This is a genomic window from Paenisporosarcina indica (assembly GCF_001939075.1).
Lineage (GTDB): Bacteria > Bacillota > Bacilli > Bacillales_A > Planococcaceae > Paenisporosarcina > Paenisporosarcina indica.
This window is the reverse complement of sequence record NZ_MPTA01000003.1, coordinates 152046-168385: the sequence shown is the minus strand read 5'-3', so window position 1 is coordinate 168385 and position 16340 is coordinate 152046. Positions and strand designations below refer to the sequence as shown.

At 38.7% G+C, this 16340-nt stretch carries 15 protein-coding genes; 6 read left to right on the top strand and 9 right to left on the bottom strand.

The annotated features are described in order from the left end of the window. The gene (locus GY23_RS10165; RefSeq protein ID WP_075619112.1) at positions 1–762 is read left to right on the top strand and encodes a 3-hydroxybutyrate dehydrogenase; all 762 of its coding nucleotides are present in this window, start codon (positions 1–3) and stop codon (positions 760–762) included. Between the two features lie 369 nt (positions 763–1131). Next, on the top strand, positions 1132–2934 hold the full coding sequence (locus GY23_RS10160; protein WP_075619111.1) for a M3 family oligoendopeptidase: 1803 nt from the start codon (positions 1132–1134) through the stop codon (positions 2932–2934). A 649-nt stretch (positions 2935–3583) separates the two neighbouring features. On the opposite strand, the gene GY23_RS10155 is transcribed toward GY23_RS10160, so the two are convergent. The 6 genes from GY23_RS10155 to GY23_RS10130 all read right to left on the bottom strand — a co-directional run bounded on the left by GY23_RS10155 (position 3584) and on the right by GY23_RS10130 (position 9672). Beyond that, the gene (locus tag GY23_RS10155) at positions 3584–3817 is read right to left on the bottom strand and encodes a hypothetical protein (protein WP_075619110.1); all 234 of its coding nucleotides are present in this window, start codon (positions 3815–3817) and stop codon (positions 3584–3586) included. A gap of 135 nt (positions 3818–3952) precedes the next feature. Then, on the bottom strand, positions 3953–5908 hold the full coding sequence (locus GY23_RS10150; RefSeq protein WP_075619109.1) for an ABC transporter permease: 1956 nt from the start codon (positions 5906–5908) through the stop codon (positions 3953–3955). Continuing rightward, entirely contained in the window at positions 5898–6659 is a 762-nt protein-coding gene (locus GY23_RS10145) for an ABC transporter ATP-binding protein (RefSeq protein WP_075619108.1), read from the bottom strand. Before GY23_RS10145 ends, GY23_RS10150 begins: the two co-directional genes overlap by 11 nt. A gap of 106 nt (positions 6660–6765) precedes the next feature. Further along, positions 6766–7770, bottom strand: a complete 1005-nt coding sequence (locus tag GY23_RS10140; RefSeq protein WP_075619107.1) for a sensor histidine kinase — start codon at positions 7768–7770, stop codon at positions 6766–6768. Next, positions 7760–8458: a response regulator transcription factor gene (locus tag GY23_RS10135; RefSeq protein WP_075619106.1), complete on the bottom strand. Its 699-nt coding sequence runs from the start codon at positions 8456–8458 to the stop codon at positions 7760–7762. The genes GY23_RS10140 and GY23_RS10135 overlap by 11 nt, the downstream gene beginning before the upstream one ends. Before the next feature lie 173 nt (positions 8459–8631). Next, positions 8632–9672 carry a glutathione S-transferase family protein gene (locus GY23_RS10130; protein WP_084544102.1) on the bottom strand — a complete coding sequence of 347 codons (1041 nt, stop codon included), beginning with the start codon at positions 9670–9672 and terminating at the stop codon, positions 8632–8634. Between the two features lie 493 nt (positions 9673–10165). Between GY23_RS10130 and GY23_RS10125 the strand changes: the two genes are divergently transcribed. Beyond that, positions 10166–11437, top strand: coding sequence for an ATP-binding protein (locus GY23_RS10125; protein ID WP_075619105.1), 1272 nt, complete (start codon positions 10166–10168; stop codon positions 11435–11437). Between the two features lie 211 nt (positions 11438–11648). Here GY23_RS10125 and GY23_RS10120 read toward each other — a convergent pair whose 3' ends face one another. From GY23_RS10120 to GY23_RS10110, 3 genes are all read right to left on the bottom strand, one after another. Beyond that, positions 11649–12140: a hypothetical protein gene (locus tag GY23_RS10120; protein WP_075619104.1), complete on the bottom strand. Its 492-nt coding sequence runs from the start codon at positions 12138–12140 to the stop codon at positions 11649–11651. A 216-nt stretch (positions 12141–12356) separates the two neighbouring features. Continuing rightward, complete coding sequence (locus GY23_RS10115; protein WP_075619103.1) at positions 12357–13217, bottom strand: YwqG family protein; 861 nt, start codon at positions 13215–13217, stop codon at positions 12357–12359. 502 nt (positions 13218–13719) lie between these two features. Next, the gene (locus tag GY23_RS10110) at positions 13720–14298 is read right to left on the bottom strand and encodes a vWA domain-containing protein (protein WP_245827645.1); all 579 of its coding nucleotides are present in this window, start codon (positions 14296–14298) and stop codon (positions 13720–13722) included. Between the two features lie 101 nt (positions 14299–14399). Here GY23_RS10110 and GY23_RS10105 point away from each other — a divergent pair, with 101 nt between their 5' ends. From GY23_RS10105 to GY23_RS10095, 3 genes are all read left to right on the top strand, one after another. Continuing rightward, positions 14400–14894: a hypothetical protein gene (locus tag GY23_RS10105; protein ID WP_075619101.1), complete on the top strand. Its 495-nt coding sequence runs from the start codon at positions 14400–14402 to the stop codon at positions 14892–14894. 127 nt (positions 14895–15021) lie between these two features. Further along, the gene (pnuC, locus tag GY23_RS10100) at positions 15022–15720 is read left to right on the top strand and encodes a nicotinamide riboside transporter PnuC (protein WP_075619100.1); all 699 of its coding nucleotides are present in this window, start codon (positions 15022–15024) and stop codon (positions 15718–15720) included. A gap of 79 nt (positions 15721–15799) precedes the next feature. Continuing rightward, entirely contained in the window at positions 15800–16318 is a 519-nt protein-coding gene (locus GY23_RS10095) for a hypothetical protein (protein WP_075619099.1), read from the top strand. Positions 16319–16340 lie beyond the last annotated feature (22 nt).

The window sequence follows — 16340 nt, the reverse complement described above, 5'->3', positions numbered from 1 at the left end:
ATGTCTACACAAAAAGATCGGACAGTTATCGTAACGGGAGCTGCACAAGGAATCGGATATGCAATCGCACAATCATTTATCGCGGAAGGTGATTTTGTGGCAGTGTTTGATTTGAATCTGGAAGCAGCGGAAAGTGCAGCTGCAAAATTAGGGAATGCTAAAGGCTTTCAAGTCAATGTGGCGAACGAAGAACAAGTGAAAAGTGCCATTGGTCAGTTAGTCGCGGAACGTGGAACTGTTGATGTCATAGTTAATAATGCTGGGCTTCAATACATTTCTCCTGTAGAAGATTTTCCATTGGAGAAATGGAATTTACTATTAGATGTGATTCTGACAGGTACGTTCCTTGTCACGAAACATGCCCTTCCAGTCATGAAAAAACAGCGTAAGGGACGCATCATCAATATTTCTTCTGCCCATGGTAGAATACCAGATGCTTATAAATCTGCCTATGTTGCTGCAAAATTCGGGGTCGTCGGTTTTACACAAACCGCAGCACTCGAAACGGCGAAGGACGGCATCACGGTGAACGCCATCATGCCTGGACCGGTGAGAACCGAGTTAATCGAAAAACAATTACCACAATTGGCAGCGCAAGACGGTACTTCAGTTGAACAAGCATTGAATCATCACATCCTTGGTAAACAGTGGATGAAACGTTTGCTCGAACCTTCTGAAATTGGTGCGACTGCAGTGTTTTTAGCATCAGACGGCGCAGCAGCAATCACTGGTGAGAGTATCGGAGTTACTGGTGGTATTTAATATAACAAATATCATATTGTTGTGATCTTTGAATTTCACCCCAGATAGTAGACACTTGAAAGAGTGTTTTCTATCTGGGGTTTTTGCATGTCTTTATTGTTTCGTACATAGTGGCGGGACTAATTATTTATCAAAAAGTGAAATAATAGAATATTTAATTTAATAGTGGATATATATGTTAAAATAAATTAGAGTTCGTTTAAGGTCAAGACCCTATTAAAGAGTTTCAAGAAGAGATTGAGCCTAATTTAATCATTAGCATTCTGTCGATATTTTCTTGAAATGATATTTTTTATTCAAAGAGACATCTAGAGTTTATCAATGATAACCAGATAAGTTAGAGGGTATTTAACTAGGAGGCCATTTGCGATGGAACAAACGATTAGTCAGAATTGGAATTTAGAATCTTTATATGCTGGTGGAAGCCAGTCGGAAAAACTCAAGGAGTTAATGACCCAACTAGCAAACAGAATCATATTGTTGACCAAAGAAATACAAATATTCAATGCTGCAAATACAAAAAAAGAATTACAACACCTAGTGGGAATTCTCCAGGATACACAGAATGTACTCAGTTGGTGGGAGGAAGTCGATGATTTCTTAATCTGTATCTATGCGCAGAATGTAAAAGATACTGAAGTGATGATTTTAATGGATGAAAGTGCTGTCATAAAATCAGAGTTGACGACTATACAGTCAGAGGTAGATCGAACACTAGCAAGTCTTTCAGAAGAAGCCTGGATTGATTTGTTAAGCCAAAATAAAGTTGAGAATTACTCTTTTTATATAAAAGAAAGAAGGCAGGCTGTTAAGGATCAACTGCCATTGGAATTGGAAAAAATGATCAATGTCCTATCCGTAAATGGATTTGATGGGTGGGAAAAGCATCATGATCAAATGCTAACTAGGTTGAGGATTCCACTTGAAATCGATGGGGAGAAGAAAGAAGTTTCCATTGGTCAAGCGCTAAATCAAGCGATTTATTCCACTGAACGGACCTTGCGTCAAAATGCTGCAAACGCCATTAAGGATGTGTGTGAAAAAAATGCTGACGTATTTGCTTCAGTTCTCAATCGAATAGTCGGGTTTAGACTGGATGTTTATCAACAGCGTGGGTGGCAAAACCTTTTAAAAGAAGCTTTAGAGCAAAACCGCATTAAAGAAGAAACGGTACATACAATGATTTCGGCAATCAATCAAAAGAAAGACTTATTAAGAGCTTATATTCAAAGGAAGATTGAACTGGAACAGTTAGATAGACCAACATGGAATGACCTAGAATTCCCGAGTTTTGCGACTACTAAGAAGATTTCTTATGAAAATGCAGTCGAAATAATCATTAAACAATTCCACAACTTCAGTGAAAAAGCAGGGAGCTTTGCCAAAAAGGCTTTTGAAGCTGGCTGGATTGAAGCTGAAAACCGACCTGACAAAGCGGAAGGGGGATTTTGTGCTTCCCTACCGATAGCTAAAGAAAGTAGAATTTTTTTGACCTTTCGAGAGAATTATCAGGATGTGATAACAATTGCCCATGAGTTGGGGCATGCTTACCATAACAATATATTGCATGAAGAACCCACTTTTGCACAAAAGAAAGGTACAAGTGTAGCAGAAACTGCGTCTACGTTTATGGAAAACTTAGTGCTAGATGCAGTGATTAATCAGACGACAGATGAGAAGGAAAAGCTTGCTTTGCTGGAACTTAAAATTTCTAATGGACTCAAGTACATAGGGACGGTTCCAAATATGTTCCAATTTGAACTGGAACTATATGAAAAGAGAAAAAAAGGAGTTCTGACTGCCGAAGAAATTAATAATTTGATGGCTGAAGCAGAAAAGGATCTGTACGAAGGTTTGATTGAAGAACTGAATGTTTATATGTGGATGTATATCTCTCATTTTTACGACACAGAAAAAGCTTTTTACAACATCCCTTACACGATTGGCTATTTATTTAGCAATGGGATATATGCATTAGCAAAGAGCAAAGGAAATGAATTTACCGAGCAATATGATGAATTATTGCGTAATTCAGGAAGAATGTCAGTAGAACAATTAGCCCATGAATACTTAGAACAAGACTTAACGAAAACTGAATTTTGGGAAGCGGCCTTGCAACCATTAACGGAGACTATTGAAGAGTATTTAAACATGACAGAAAAACTACTGTAGTCATTTTTGCTTTGACTTAACGTGCCCTCTGTAGAAAACTATTCTAAACAATTTTGACATTTATCTACAACTAACATGATTAGGTATGCGGTTAGAAGGTGTTTCATATCGGTTTATACTTCAATTAAATGTGGTTGACACCTCAAACTGGGAATTGTCTAGGGTTCAAATCGAAACTGTATAAGAAATACAAGAGCGGTCGAGATTGCATCTTCGGCCGCTATCTTTATGTATAATATTTTATCATCTTCGCGATGGACAATAATAAGAACAACATCCTCAGGTAGGGAAGCATGTTCAACATCTTTATGTAGTCATTCATTCCATAGAAAAAGCTCCAGCACTAAAAAACTGGAGCTTTTCCTATGCTCTTCTAAAGCTTGCTTAGTGGTTTGTTTCGAGTGAAAGACCGACAATGATCCGCATATCAGATTCAACATTGAATAGAATACATGACGCTAATCATTTGATAGGTGGCATTAGTGTAGTAGAAAGGAATACTAATGTCATGGCAGGCACTTAAATTGACCTCCGATTATGCTTTAAGGTGCATGCGTGGAAATCGAATATGTGGGGATGGTACGTCGGGCAGTTTAGTTTGATTTTGAAGTTATGGCTAGGTTAAACATAACTTCAGATTTCTTCGTCACTAATTACCACAAACCTCGGCAAAAGAAACAAGGATTAAAGCGACGTCCTCTACATGAGCATCTGGATCTGTTTGAAGAACGTTTATTAAACTTGCATTCGTTACGGTTGGAACTTTCATTCCTTTCATTCCTTTGGTCAGTAGGAAAGAACGTTCTTGAACAATTACAACGGTTATTATTGTGATGAATTGGTCGATTATGTCTTGAACAGTTGTTACACATTTAAAATTCACCTCCTTATACCCTATGTTATGAATATTTTTTCATAGTGTCTGGGGAGATTGATAGAATATTGATAGAATATCTATCGCTTTCATTTTTATGTTAAAAAGCTCCAGCGAAAACATACTGGAGCTTTTCCTATGTTCTTATAGTGCTTCCTTGATAACTTTTTTTGAGTATAGAACAGACAGGAGGCCAAAAATCGAATATAGAACGGTATAGATTCCCATAACGATGAACATCGGCGTCCAAAGTTGTGTTCCAAATAGGAACCAGCCTGATTGGACGGCAAAATAGCTGTGGCAAAGCCCAACGATCAAGGGAATGCCGAAATTGAATAATTGCTTGAGCTGTATGCCTTTCAATAAATCTCCTTGCGTGAAACCGAGCTTACGCAGAATCGTGTAGCTTGGTTTTTCCTCATCGCTTTCACCCATTTGTTTGAAGTATAGAATACACCCAGATGTAATGAGAAAGGCGAGTCCGAGAAAACCGACGATAAACATGACGAGACCCATGATGTTTTTTTGATTGTTACTGATGTCGAGTCTTGATTCAGAGTAAAATGGTTCGGATATAAGAAGTTGTTGAATTTTCGCAAACAGTTCATTTGCCTGTTCAAGCTTTTCTTCATCGACGATGTCAATACCAATATAGAGAATGGATTTTTTTTGAATATCCGGGTCCATATCATTTTTCAGTCGGTCGAAAACGGGCTCGTCAACGATGACGATGGGAACTCCACCATTCGTGAAGTATGAGGAAACGACGAACTCTTTTTCCACCCCGATAAAGTTTTGTGGGATGCGTTCTGTTTTCCCCAAAAGCTCGATTGTCCCTGAATCTTTTATCGTGATGATCCGTTCGAGTATATTGCTGGTGCCAGTGAAAAGAGTTTCTTCTGAAGAAACGTCAATGTCTTTGACACTTTTGTCACTGACGACAGGAAGTGTCATGGAATTAGCGTCCTCAACGATTGCTGGTAAATCTGACTCAATGATTTCTGATGCATTAATATCCACTTGAATCACGTCGATAAGAGTTTCGGTATAGTCAATGTCTGCCGTTTCCAAATCTTGCTTGAATTGTTTCGCAGTAGCCGTGTCCGTCAGCGCGAAATCTTCCGGGACATAATCCCTTGCAACCTTGTCCGCAGAATAGTATGAGATGTAACTCAAGGACAGCAAACCGATGGCAAGTGCGGAAACGGACGTGATGATGGTCAATAATAAAGCGTTTGACTTCAGTCGGAACTGGATTGAGGATAGCGATAAAACTTCATGGACGGCCAAATGTCCATCTTTCTTCTTTCTAATCATATTGGCAATGAAACTGACCGATCCTTTATAAAACAAGTAGGTTCCGATAATAACGGAAGCGAGCGTGTAGCCCATGGCAATGAACAATCCCGTCATCCCCGTGAAATCGCCATCGAATAATTGTGAGGACACGAAATAGCCTGATGCGATCAAAAACAACCCGGCAATTCCTATGATGATTTCCAACTTGGATGTTTTTTTGACGTTACTTTCAGTTGAAGAGATTAAATTGAACAACGATAAAATGCTTTGTTTTCTGATGAACAAATAATTCATCAACAGAATGAAGAGATAGATTCCACCGAAAACAACTAGTGTTTGAATGAGTGCATTTGATGAAAATTGAAGAGTAGCCTGCGTGTCCACCGCAGTCACTTTGAACAAAATCATCAGGATTAACTTCGAAAAAGAAAAGCCAATTATAATACCCACGACGACAGAACTAAAATAAAGAATGAAATTTTCGATACTCAGGATGCGGAAAATTTTAGTTTTGGTCATACCAATCAATTGGAACAAGCCGATTTCCCGGCTCCGTCGTTTGATGAAAATTGTATTGGCATATAACACAAAGATGGTGACAATGGCTACGAGTAGAATAGATGCTGCTCGTATCGATGCTCCGCCTTTAACCGAGCCTTTCGTTTCATCTAGCGCTGGATCATATTGAAGGGTAACGAATGAAAAGTACAGTGCCACACTGAAAAACAAAGCGAAAACATAGAGGTAATAATTTTTGAAATTCTTTTTTAGGTTGCGAAAGATGAGGACATTAATGTTCATGTTGCACGCCTCCAAGAACTCCTTGTGTTTTGATAATATCTTCGAAGAAAGTGCGTCTCGATTGCTCCCCTTTATGCAGGTGGGTATACACTTGACCATCCTTGATGAATATTATCCGGTCGCAATAGCTTGCTGCAGTTGGGTCATGCGTCACCATGACAATCGTAGCGTGTCGTTGACGATTTAGTTCGCTCAGCTTGTTCAAGAGGTCTGAAGCGGCTTTTGAATCGAGTGCACCAGTTGGTTCGTCCGCGAAAATGATGCTTGGTTCATGGATGAAGGCCCGTGCCGCAGATGTCCGTTGTTTTTGACCGCCAGATATTTCGTTTGGGTATTTATGTGCGATATCTAGAATGCCAAGTTCTTGTGTCAATGCCTTAAATTTATCTTCGGCCACCTGTTTTGGCATCTTAGTAATTGATAGAGGCAATAGGATATTTTCCTTGACCGTTAGGGTGTCCAGTAGATTGTATTCCTGGAAAATGAACCCCAAGTGATTTTTACGGAATTCAGCCAGTTGCTTCTCTTTCATCGTGGTCATTTCGCTGCCATTAATCGTAATGTTGCCCTGGCTTATCTGGTCGATGGTAGACAGGACGTTAAGCAAGGTTGTCTTGCCCGATCCTGAAGCACCCATAATGCTGACGAATTCACCTTTTTTGATGTTAATGTCAATGCTTTTCAATACTTCCTGTCTATTTGCCTTGTTGCCATAGCTTTTGTGAAGTTTTGTTGCTTCCAAAATGTTCATATGTCCGTACTCCTTTTGGTTTTAGTTGTTGTATTCATTATAGAAATGAATGGCGCTTTTTTCGTGTGATTGGTCGAACAAATGACAAAAGCGTGTGACACTTTTGTCACACGCTCTGTAAGTTAAGAAATTCATTTCTTTTTGGGAACGCTAGTGTGGCAGTTGTCCCTTGATGTAAGGTGGATTTGATGTCTATTTCGATGAGTAGAGGGATTGTGGCTTTTTTCGCCAAATATAGACCAATGCCTGTAGATGCCTGCTCGCGGTGATGGGTAGTCGACGTGAACCCTTTGTCAAAAATTCTTGATATGTCTTTCGGATCGATACCTCTTCCCATATCTGTTACGTCCAAGAATGTCTGGCCATCTTTAGCATAGCTTCGAATAATAATGTCTCGTTTCTCACTATATTTTATGGCATTGGTTACTAATTGCCGGGTGATGAAGGACAGCCACTTGGCATCACTCAACACGTCCGTTATCTCAAGTTGGATATCGAAACCAATCCCTTTTTGAATGCACCAAGATTGAACGGTTTTGATTTCACGGAAAACGATGGATTCAAGATTGATTTGCTCAATGTATAAGTCATTTTCGATGACAGTCAGCCGTTTTTGATGAAGTTGCTGGTCAAGCAGGAGGTGGATTCGCAGCCACTCATGGTTCAATTGGGCTTTCAGTGGTTCATTTTCGATTCGCCCGATCATCAACTGCATGGCGGTCAATGGGGTCTTGACCTCATGGATCCAGGACAGGAGATCATCTTTCTCCTGTTCCAGGGTGATGAGATTTGTCGACAACTCACTTTTCAACCAGGAGGTTTGTTCCGTGATGCTATGCTCCACAATCGTTTCAAATGGGCTGTTCGGTTCTGCCATTTCAGTAAAATCGAGATTGATTTCCCGTTCTATCAGACTTCTGTAAAATCGAGTTTCTTTGAAGTAGCGAGTGACCAGAAAGACAGTAAATAGAACGAGTGACAAAAATGAGACATATAGCATGGACCCGAATGGGATTGTGACGTCCACATAGGCCATGAACAGGCTCAAAACTTGCAAGGAAACGAACAGGAGAATCCAGCTACTTCTTTCTATCAAAAAGTTACGGATCATATGTCTTTGCCTCTTCTAACGCCATGTAACCAAGTCCCACTTTCGTATGTATGTAAATTCCCAGTCCTAGTTCATCAAGACGTTTGCGCAATCGGTTGACATTGACCGTCAACGTGTTATCGCCGATAAAGCGTTTGTCGTCCCAAAGGCTGTTCATCAACTGGTCCCTACTGACAATCTTGTTCTTCTGATCGATGAGAAGCTTCAGGATGAAACTTTCATTTTTGGTCAGTTCGATGGAACCCATTTCATTGGAGACTGTATTCTTTTCAAAATCAACCGCAGCCCCACACCATGTGTGAAGGCTTACCGGCTCGGCATTATAGTTATAGGCACGACGAAGAATCGCCTGGATTTTAGCGATGAGAACCTCGAAATGAAATGGCTTTTGAATAAAGTCATCCGCCCCAAGTTGCATGGACATTACCATGTCCGTTGGATGGTCGCGGGAGGATAAAAAGATAAGCGGAACATTCGAATGCGCCCGAATCAACCTACACCAATGAAAGCCATCGTACTTAGGCAATTGGATATCAATAATGACCAAATCAGGCTTTACGGTTATGAATTCTTCCATGACTTGATTAAAATCAACAATCCCCGAAACTTCGTAGGACCACTGTGAGAGCCTGTCCTTGATTTCGTTAAACAAGGAAGTATCGTCTTCTATCAACAATATTTTAAACAATGAAATCACCACATAACTTTTTAGTATGATATAAATTCTATAGTAAAATCTGCCAGCAGTTCAAAAGCCTATAAACGGTTACCATCTATTAGAAGAGGTATTGATTAATTTGTAGGTTAATGAAAAATATTTGATTTGCAGATGTTCACTGCAAATCAAAGCTTTTCACCTGTCTACTTCTTTTGAATAAGAAATTTCTCATCACTTTTATTTAACTGTTCCCGATGATGGGGTGTATTCCATATTGCTAGATTTGGTCCTTTTGGCAAGATGGTAGGTTCAGTCTTCTCGGGTGAAATGGTGATTGATAGATGGTAATGTCTCTTAATGGCATCAAAATCAGTGGTGTCGCCAAAGCCTGGAGTTTGGTACAAATCACGTGCGTAACCCCATAGACTTGGGAATTCACGAATTAGATTTCGATTCGTATTGAATGCTGAAAAATAGGCGGCATCGAAACGTACTAAAGTGGTGAACAGTCGTACATCTGAATCGGTAATAAAATCGCCGAACAAGAAACGTTGTTTAGATAGGCGGATCTCTAATTCATCCAGTCGATTAAACAGCGTATCATAGGCCTCTTCATATGCTTCCTGCGATTTGGCAAACCCACATTTGTACACGCCATTGTTCACTTCATTGAAGATGAGATTGTTCAGTTTATCGATTTCTTGCCGTAATCGTTCTGGATATAGATCTGGTGCATGTTCTTTATGGAACGGAGCCCAGGCTGTTTCAAAATGATTGGTTAGTTTGAGGTAATCATTATTCACGGCTTTTTGCAGTTTCGTATCGACCATAACTGGCACAGTAGGGCGTCCCAAATAATCGGGATCTGCTTTTTTATAAATTTCGCTCATATATCTGATCCCTAAAACAGGATCCACGCCCTTCTCATCCAATGAAAATTCCCAATCCACATGAGGGAGTCTCGGACGCATGGGGCTAGCAGTCCCTAGACTGATGACATGATCCAAACCCAATACTCTTCTGACAATGACAGAACGATGTGCCCATGGACAAGCGGCAGACCATAAAAGACGATAACGTCCGGCTTCAATTGGCAGTTCACCCGGGTTATTTCCAAAAGGTGTTGTAAAGGCATTGATTTGTCGATTAAAAGAACCATCCGCTGTAATTTCAGTTGATGTTTTTGAAGTACGGGTTGCAGCTTCACCAATCAGGCAGGTGTCTTGTTGTGTGTCTTGAGTCAATTTAAAACATCCTCTCACTTTTTGTATGTAGTTCTAGTATATAGTAGAAACTCTTTCGAGAGAGGTTAATTCTGTTTATTCGGTATTATCCATTTGTCTTCGTGAAAGTTTCATGGGATGGAGAGGAAAGACTTGTTGAGGGAAGTGCTGAAAAAAGAGACGAGCAAAGTAACCAGTGTCATCTCATTCGAATTCGACATGTTTCACGGGAAATGACGACTTTTGGCATATTTTCATGGGAAATAATTTGACAAATTAATGCCAATTTAGACAGAGAGGTATGTTCGGAGAGGGGGGAATTAAGAACTGAGGAAGCATTTGATTTGCAACTCAAAATATGAAATTTAAATGCGCACAAAAAATTGGGCACTATACATGAGATAATCGAAGGAGACCATGTTTTATTATTTTTTATATAATTCCAATTAAATTGCCGAATCATGATTTATATGCGAAAATAACTAATTACTATCTAATATTCTAAGGGGAAAATATGAAAAAAAGCATAGAAATGTTCCGAAAGATACCATATATCTATTTAATCATAGGACCATTTTGGATTCTTGGTACAGACTATTTAATAAGAATGTCAAACATGTCTGCTGAAAAAGTCTTTATCGTAGAAACAATCAAAGGTTTGTTATTCGTTTTCATCACAGCAATACTCTTATTTGTTCTTATAAAAAGTTTAAGCCATTCCAAACAAATTGAAGAAGAAAAAGAGAAGCTAACATTGTTAATTGATACCATGCCCGACTTTGTTTCGTTCAAAGATGGTGATGGAAAGTGGCTGCAAATAAATAAATTTGGTGCTCAGTTATTTGAATTAGAGAACGTCGATTACAAAGGGAAAACAGACGAAGAGGTAGCAAAATATACCGATTTTTATCATGATTCTTTAATTTACTGTATTGATACAGACGAGGAAGCGTGGAAGGAAGGAGGGGTAAGTCGGTGTGAAGAAATTATTCCTTTACGAGATGGTTCAAACAAAACATTTGATGCATTCAAAGTGCCAATTTTTAATAAAGATGGTTCCAGAAAAGCATTACTAGTGATTGGTAGAGATATTACTGATTTAAAAGAAACCGAGAGCATGTTAAGACAATCTGAAAAAATGGCGGTTTTAGGTGAATTAGCTGCGGGTATTGCACACGAAATACGAAACCCACTTACAACGATTAAAGGCTTTATGCAAATGCATCAAGAAAAATCAATTAAAATTGAGGATCATATTGACGTCTTAGTGAGTGAAATTGATCGGATTAATAGCATTTGTTCGGAACTATTACTTGTAGCAAAACCAACTGATATCAATTTTTCCAATCAAAACATAAATACGATTGTTAGGGAAGTTGTTCAATTGATGTCGACGGAAGCGTCGCTTCAAAACTCACAATTAAACTTGATTGAAGACAATCAATTCAATGCATATTGTAATGATAGTCAATTGAAACAAGTGTTTATAAATATAATTAAAAACGCGCTAGAAGCCATCTCTACAAATGGTGAAGTTACGATTACAATCTATGAGAAAAATGAGGATTACTTTGCCATTAAGTTTGAGGATAATGGATGTGGAATTGAAGAGACCCGTATAAAACACATTGGTGAACCTTTCTATAGCGTCAAAGAAAAAGGCATTGGGCTGGGAATGACTGTGAGCTTTCGCATTATAGGAACACACAAAGGTTCAATCCACATCACCAGCCAAGTGAAAATGGGAACTAGCGTTGAATTACTGTTACCAAAATCGAAACAATGATTTTCGGGTACTAATGTTATGATTGCACCCTGTGTTATAAAAAATCAGCCATGCCCCAGCCTGGCACCTTCTATGAAATTATTCGGGTACATAATGGATCGATAAATCAACCAATTGAAAATTTCATCATTATTACCTACTTTGTGAAAAACCCAGGAATATATAAAAACATATATATTTCTGAATTAGTCGTATGTCTACCATGTGGTTTCTAACACCAAACAATAATTTCATAAGGTGTAGTCTGGGCTGGTATGCTTCTGGTTGTCGGTCCATAAATCACAATTAGATTGCGGTTCGCAGGATTCCGTGTGAAGGCTTGCCCATTTATCAAAACGATTGGCGTGAAGGGTGAAAGATTCAATTTTAACTGCCCATCACGACTTTCCAACTGACTATTGAAGTAGTCTACTTTTACATTTTGATTTGGATTGTCTTTTACCATGACAAGTGCCCGATATTGGGGTGGGTAAATAAGGGGAACAGGGGCATTCCCATCATAATATCCAGTTACCCTGTCTCCTACTGAGACCATTACGTGGTCTACAAAATAAGTTGTGGGTGCCACCACGAAATTTACTGATGCCCCCATGCCGTTATCGACCGATAGTAATGTATAGCAACCCTCGTCTTCACCATTTGTACTTATCGGGAAATCACTGATCATGGTGATGGTCCCTTGAAAAGATTGAAAAAGTACCATACGCATTCCTCCATTGTTAATTTACACATATCCATATGCTATGCATACATGAGACTTCGGGTGAATTGTACGGTTTAGCATTCAGAATACTTTTCTTTAGCTGACGATTATCAGGTCGTGACTGTTACCTGTAAATGAAATTCAAAAGTGGCCGAAAATGCATCCTCCGGCCGTGTCAATACGAAAATAATACTTAAATTAATCCGGTATTGGGTATCAGTAACACTGGAGAATAAACTTTACTTGGTCAAATTGTTTTTTGATTAGGTCGGTTTTATATATACAAAAGTAAAGCATTCCTACATCGCCCCACATGACATCTAAATCCTCGTCACTGTCCATTTGAAATAGTAAGGTCATCTTCTTTCTTTTCGAGTCCATTTCAGCTGAATTCCATTCTATTTTTTCGTCATTCTCATAATAAATGACATCTTCCAATACGTTATTTTGTATGTTGAAAGGTTCACCTAGGAGGTAGTGTTTTGGAATAGCCGATTCCTCATCAAGTTCTTGATGGGTATTGTCTGTTTTACGAGGTTGCATGATTGCTTCCCTGAACTCAAAGTAATCATCCAACTCTGATTCGTCCAGTTCCAAGCCTACTGGATCTTCAGGAAAAGTCAGCATTTTTGTGAATTCCACTTTATGCGATGGTAATGGGTAATAGTCTTCCGTTATTTGAGGATAGGAAGTGCGAGATAAGTCATCTAAATCCCCATCGAAATAAAGAACCTTATAACTATCACTGTCTTCTTTTTCAAAGCCCCATGGTTGATTTACTACATCGTAAAAGAAATACAGCATTCCCGTTTTTGGCAACAAATCATCGGTTTCTGAAAATGTAAGATCTTTTAGGTTAAGTTGAGCTAAAAAAGATAAGGGGCCATTATGGTATTGGGGAAAAGAAAAGGAAGGTGGTAAATCAGGAAGTCCTCCAAATTTGGATCCACCAATTTGAATATTTTTATCGTCAGTTTTCTCTTTCAAAATACCAATTGATGAAGCCGCAATCTTTAATATGTCTTGCTTTTTATGAAGGAGGTTGTAATCTTCTACTATTGAATTGAATGTATGCATACCCTATTCATCCTCTCGAAAATTAATTTTTATTATTTCATTACTGAAATATTCTAGGCTGGAGCCTACAAATCCTTTTTTCAAAGATATGTATAACATTGGGGACTCCCCCGAATCCAGTATTCATAGCTTTTCCTATCATTATGGATGTCACTGAAAAAGACACCATTATAGACTGGACTAAGTATTCCCTATAATAATGCTCCGGCTAACACTTGAAAGGCGCCTGCGCTAGTTCTGCCTAGGCATATTGATACCATCTAAATCAGTGTGGTGTCTATAAAAAACTAACGAGTCCTCCCAGGATGTTATCGAGGGAAGACTCGCTTGTTTAGATTGAAAGGACTTTTTAGTAGTCAACTACCTTTTAAGGGGTATTTTTATGAAAGAAATTGGGTGATCGGGTAAAACAGAATGTAAGGGACAACGGACGCATATCCAGCGTAGGAAGGTCTGAAAACAGAGGGATGGGGGGAGTGATGAAGTCACCCGCCGATTGATACTAACGCCGTCGCCGTCTTCTTGACACATTTTCATTCACCATTTCAAACATGGACTCGACACCCACTTCTGATGCGACAAAGTTAAAGGCATTATCTGATTGTATCCCCATGCTGCTGGCTTCTTTTGCCGCATCCATGTTGGCTCCGATGAAAATGAACTCCCAGTTATGTTTCTCTTCCTGATGTTTAATACGTTCTTTCACTTTTTCATACGTGAATTCTCGACTGGCGTTTTCCATCCCGTCTGTGGTGATGACAAATATGACTTTTCCTGGTTTTTGATCAGCATGTGTATGAGTTAATCTGTGATTAACATCAAGTATTGATTTGCCGACTGCGTCTAACAAGGCAGTAGTACCTCTTACATAATAATTTTCATGCGTCAGCTTTGCGACTGATGCATCGATTCCGTTCCATAGGATTTCATATTGATCGTCAAATAGAACTGCCGTGAGTGACACTTTACCGAGTTGGCACTGCTTTGCAATAAATGCATTGAAACCGCCGATGGTATCACTTTCAAGTCCTGACATGGACCCGCTGCGATCGAGAAGGTAAATAATTTCGGTTACATTCACATTCAAAGTCATCATCCTCTTTCGTTTGTTGTTATGATAATACTAGCAATATCTCACCATGATATGGTCGCCTGCAAAGCGACATTTAGGGAGGCAAAACCATGCTCGATAAACAGACTCTGATTGATATACACGACTATATTCAGTCTCACTCGAATATTCAAGAACTGGGTGTTTTAAGCGAAAAAGCGATTTGCCAGGTGAATCAGCTTGAGTCGGAAATTTTCTTAACGACTGATTTGGAGGACTATATTGACAATCATCGCCAACCAACATTGAACGAAGAGTTGTTCCGATTAATCGACATTGCTGGTGTACAGGATACAGAAATCTATCAGAAGGCGGGTATCGATCGAAGACATTTTTCGAAAATCCGCAAACCGGACTATCGGCCAGGGAAAAATACAACTATTGCGCTTGCATTGGCCTTGCAGTTAGACAAAGAGGGAACCGATGCTTTGCTAAGTTCTGCTGGATATTCCTTATCGGGTAGCAGCACATTCGATTTAATCATCCAGTATTGTCTTAAGAATCGCATCCATGATATGCATGCAGTCAATGAAGCGTTGTACCATTTCAATCAAAAAACATTATAGGGATGAAACTCCGCAATATCATGCACACTTGTTTTAGGAAGATAAATAATGGCAAAAGTATTTTTTTTTTTTTCAATATTAAAGATACGTGACCGATTAATTTTTTCTTCCAAAAGGGAGAGTATGAATGTTAAAACGCATATGGCATGAGTGGACAACATTTGAAAAAATTTGGTTGGCAGTTTTTACGGCCATAAACATTTATTTGTTTTTTGCTTTGGGAGATTCTTTGATTGGTTTAATTTCTTCAATTACTGGAATGATTGCCGTAGTATTAATTGCCAAAGGGAAAATCTCAAATTATTTCTTCGGCATTATTCAATCGGGAACTTATTCATACATTTCATTTAGTTACGGTTTGTATGGTGAAGCGATGTTAAACGGACTTTTTTATTTCCCGTTTCAATTTATCGGTATGTATTTATGGAATAAAAACAAAACGCGAGAAAGTACAAAAGGCGAAGATGTGATTGTAAAACGACTAAATAAAAAACAATGGATTCAGTTATCTCTTGTTATTGTTGTTTCTTCTATTATTTATGCATATTTTTTACATTCATTGGGTGGCAAACAAGTTCGTATTGATTCAATCGCTGTTGTTTTGTCAGTGGTGGCACAACTATTATTGGTGAAACGTTATGTGGAACAATGGATTTTATGGATTGCCGTTAATGTTCTTTCAATTACATTATGGGCGATTATCTTGATGACATCTGGCGGAAACGATTGGTCCATGTTAGTCATGTGGTCTGCATTTCTCCTGAATAGTGTGTACGGCTACATTAACTGGATGAAAATCAGCAAAAAACAGCTGGCAAAACAATGAAGCTGTGAATGTTTGGAGGAAAGTTTCTTCACGCACAAAAAATAATGAGTGCACGGGAATATAATCTGGAGGAATCGATATGTATGATCCAACAATATTTGAAAACTTAAAAGTAGCAATAGAAAACCAGGTGTACGATTTAGATAATATAGATCGCAAAATTGCGATTACAAATAGGTTCGATCGAATGGATTTTTCTATCATTAAACGAGATTTTGGTATTCAATTTACACTGGTCGATCAGCAAGACGTGAAAGCAGAAATAATAATAGAAGCCTCTATTGAAGAACTGGCAGCAGAGATATTGGAGCAGCCTGGAAAAAGTCCGGGTTGTTCTATGTACTTGCGATTTTATAAGCGTATTCAAAACGTAACCAACCAGTGTAAAGAAATTGAGGAATCGCTAAACAAGATTTGGGAACCTGACCTCCCGATCACTCAAGCACTGAGTTTCGTATATGTAAAAGATTCACCACCAAGTTACCTGGACATTATTGAAGTGGCATTTAACCATAAAATTAATGAGGAGCATATGGGCGACATTAAAGATTTTCTGGAACATGTGATATCAACGTTGGAAGTGTTGAATGGTATTTAGCGAAATCCAGTATCGGTTTCAT

Excerpts from the sequence above, each read along its gene's own strand:
- GY23_RS10165 (WP_075619112.1), top strand. The coding sequence starts at position 1 with ATGTCTACACAAAAAGATCGGACAGTTATCGTAACGGGAGCTGCACAA.
- GY23_RS10160 (WP_075619111.1), top strand. The coding sequence starts at position 1,132 with ATGGAACAAACGATTAGTCAGAATTGGAATTTAGAATCTTTATATGCT.
- GY23_RS10150 (WP_075619109.1), bottom strand. The coding sequence starts at position 5,908 with ATGAACATTAATGTCCTCATCTTTCGCAACCTAAAAAAGAATTTCAAA.
- GY23_RS10145 (WP_075619108.1), bottom strand. The coding sequence starts at position 6,659 with ATGAACATTTTGGAAGCAACAAAACTTCACAAAAGCTATGGCAACAAG.
- GY23_RS10140 (WP_075619107.1), bottom strand. The coding sequence starts at position 7,770 with ATGATCCGTAACTTTTTGATAGAAAGAAGTAGCTGGATTCTCCTGTTC.
- GY23_RS10125 (WP_075619105.1), top strand. The coding sequence starts at position 10,166 with ATGAAAAAAAGCATAGAAATGTTCCGAAAGATACCATATATCTATTTA.
- GY23_RS10120 (WP_075619104.1), bottom strand. The coding sequence starts at position 12,140 with ATGGTACTTTTTCAATCTTTTCAAGGGACCATCACCATGATCAGTGAT.
- GY23_RS10115 (WP_075619103.1), bottom strand. The coding sequence starts at position 13,217 with ATGCATACATTCAATTCAATAGTAGAAGATTACAACCTCCTTCATAAA.
- GY23_RS10105 (WP_075619101.1), top strand. The coding sequence starts at position 14,400 with ATGCTCGATAAACAGACTCTGATTGATATACACGACTATATTCAGTCT.
- pnuC (WP_075619100.1), top strand. The coding sequence starts at position 15,022 with ATGTTAAAACGCATATGGCATGAGTGGACAACATTTGAAAAAATTTGG.
- GY23_RS10095 (WP_075619099.1), top strand. The coding sequence starts at position 15,800 with ATGTATGATCCAACAATATTTGAAAACTTAAAAGTAGCAATAGAAAAC.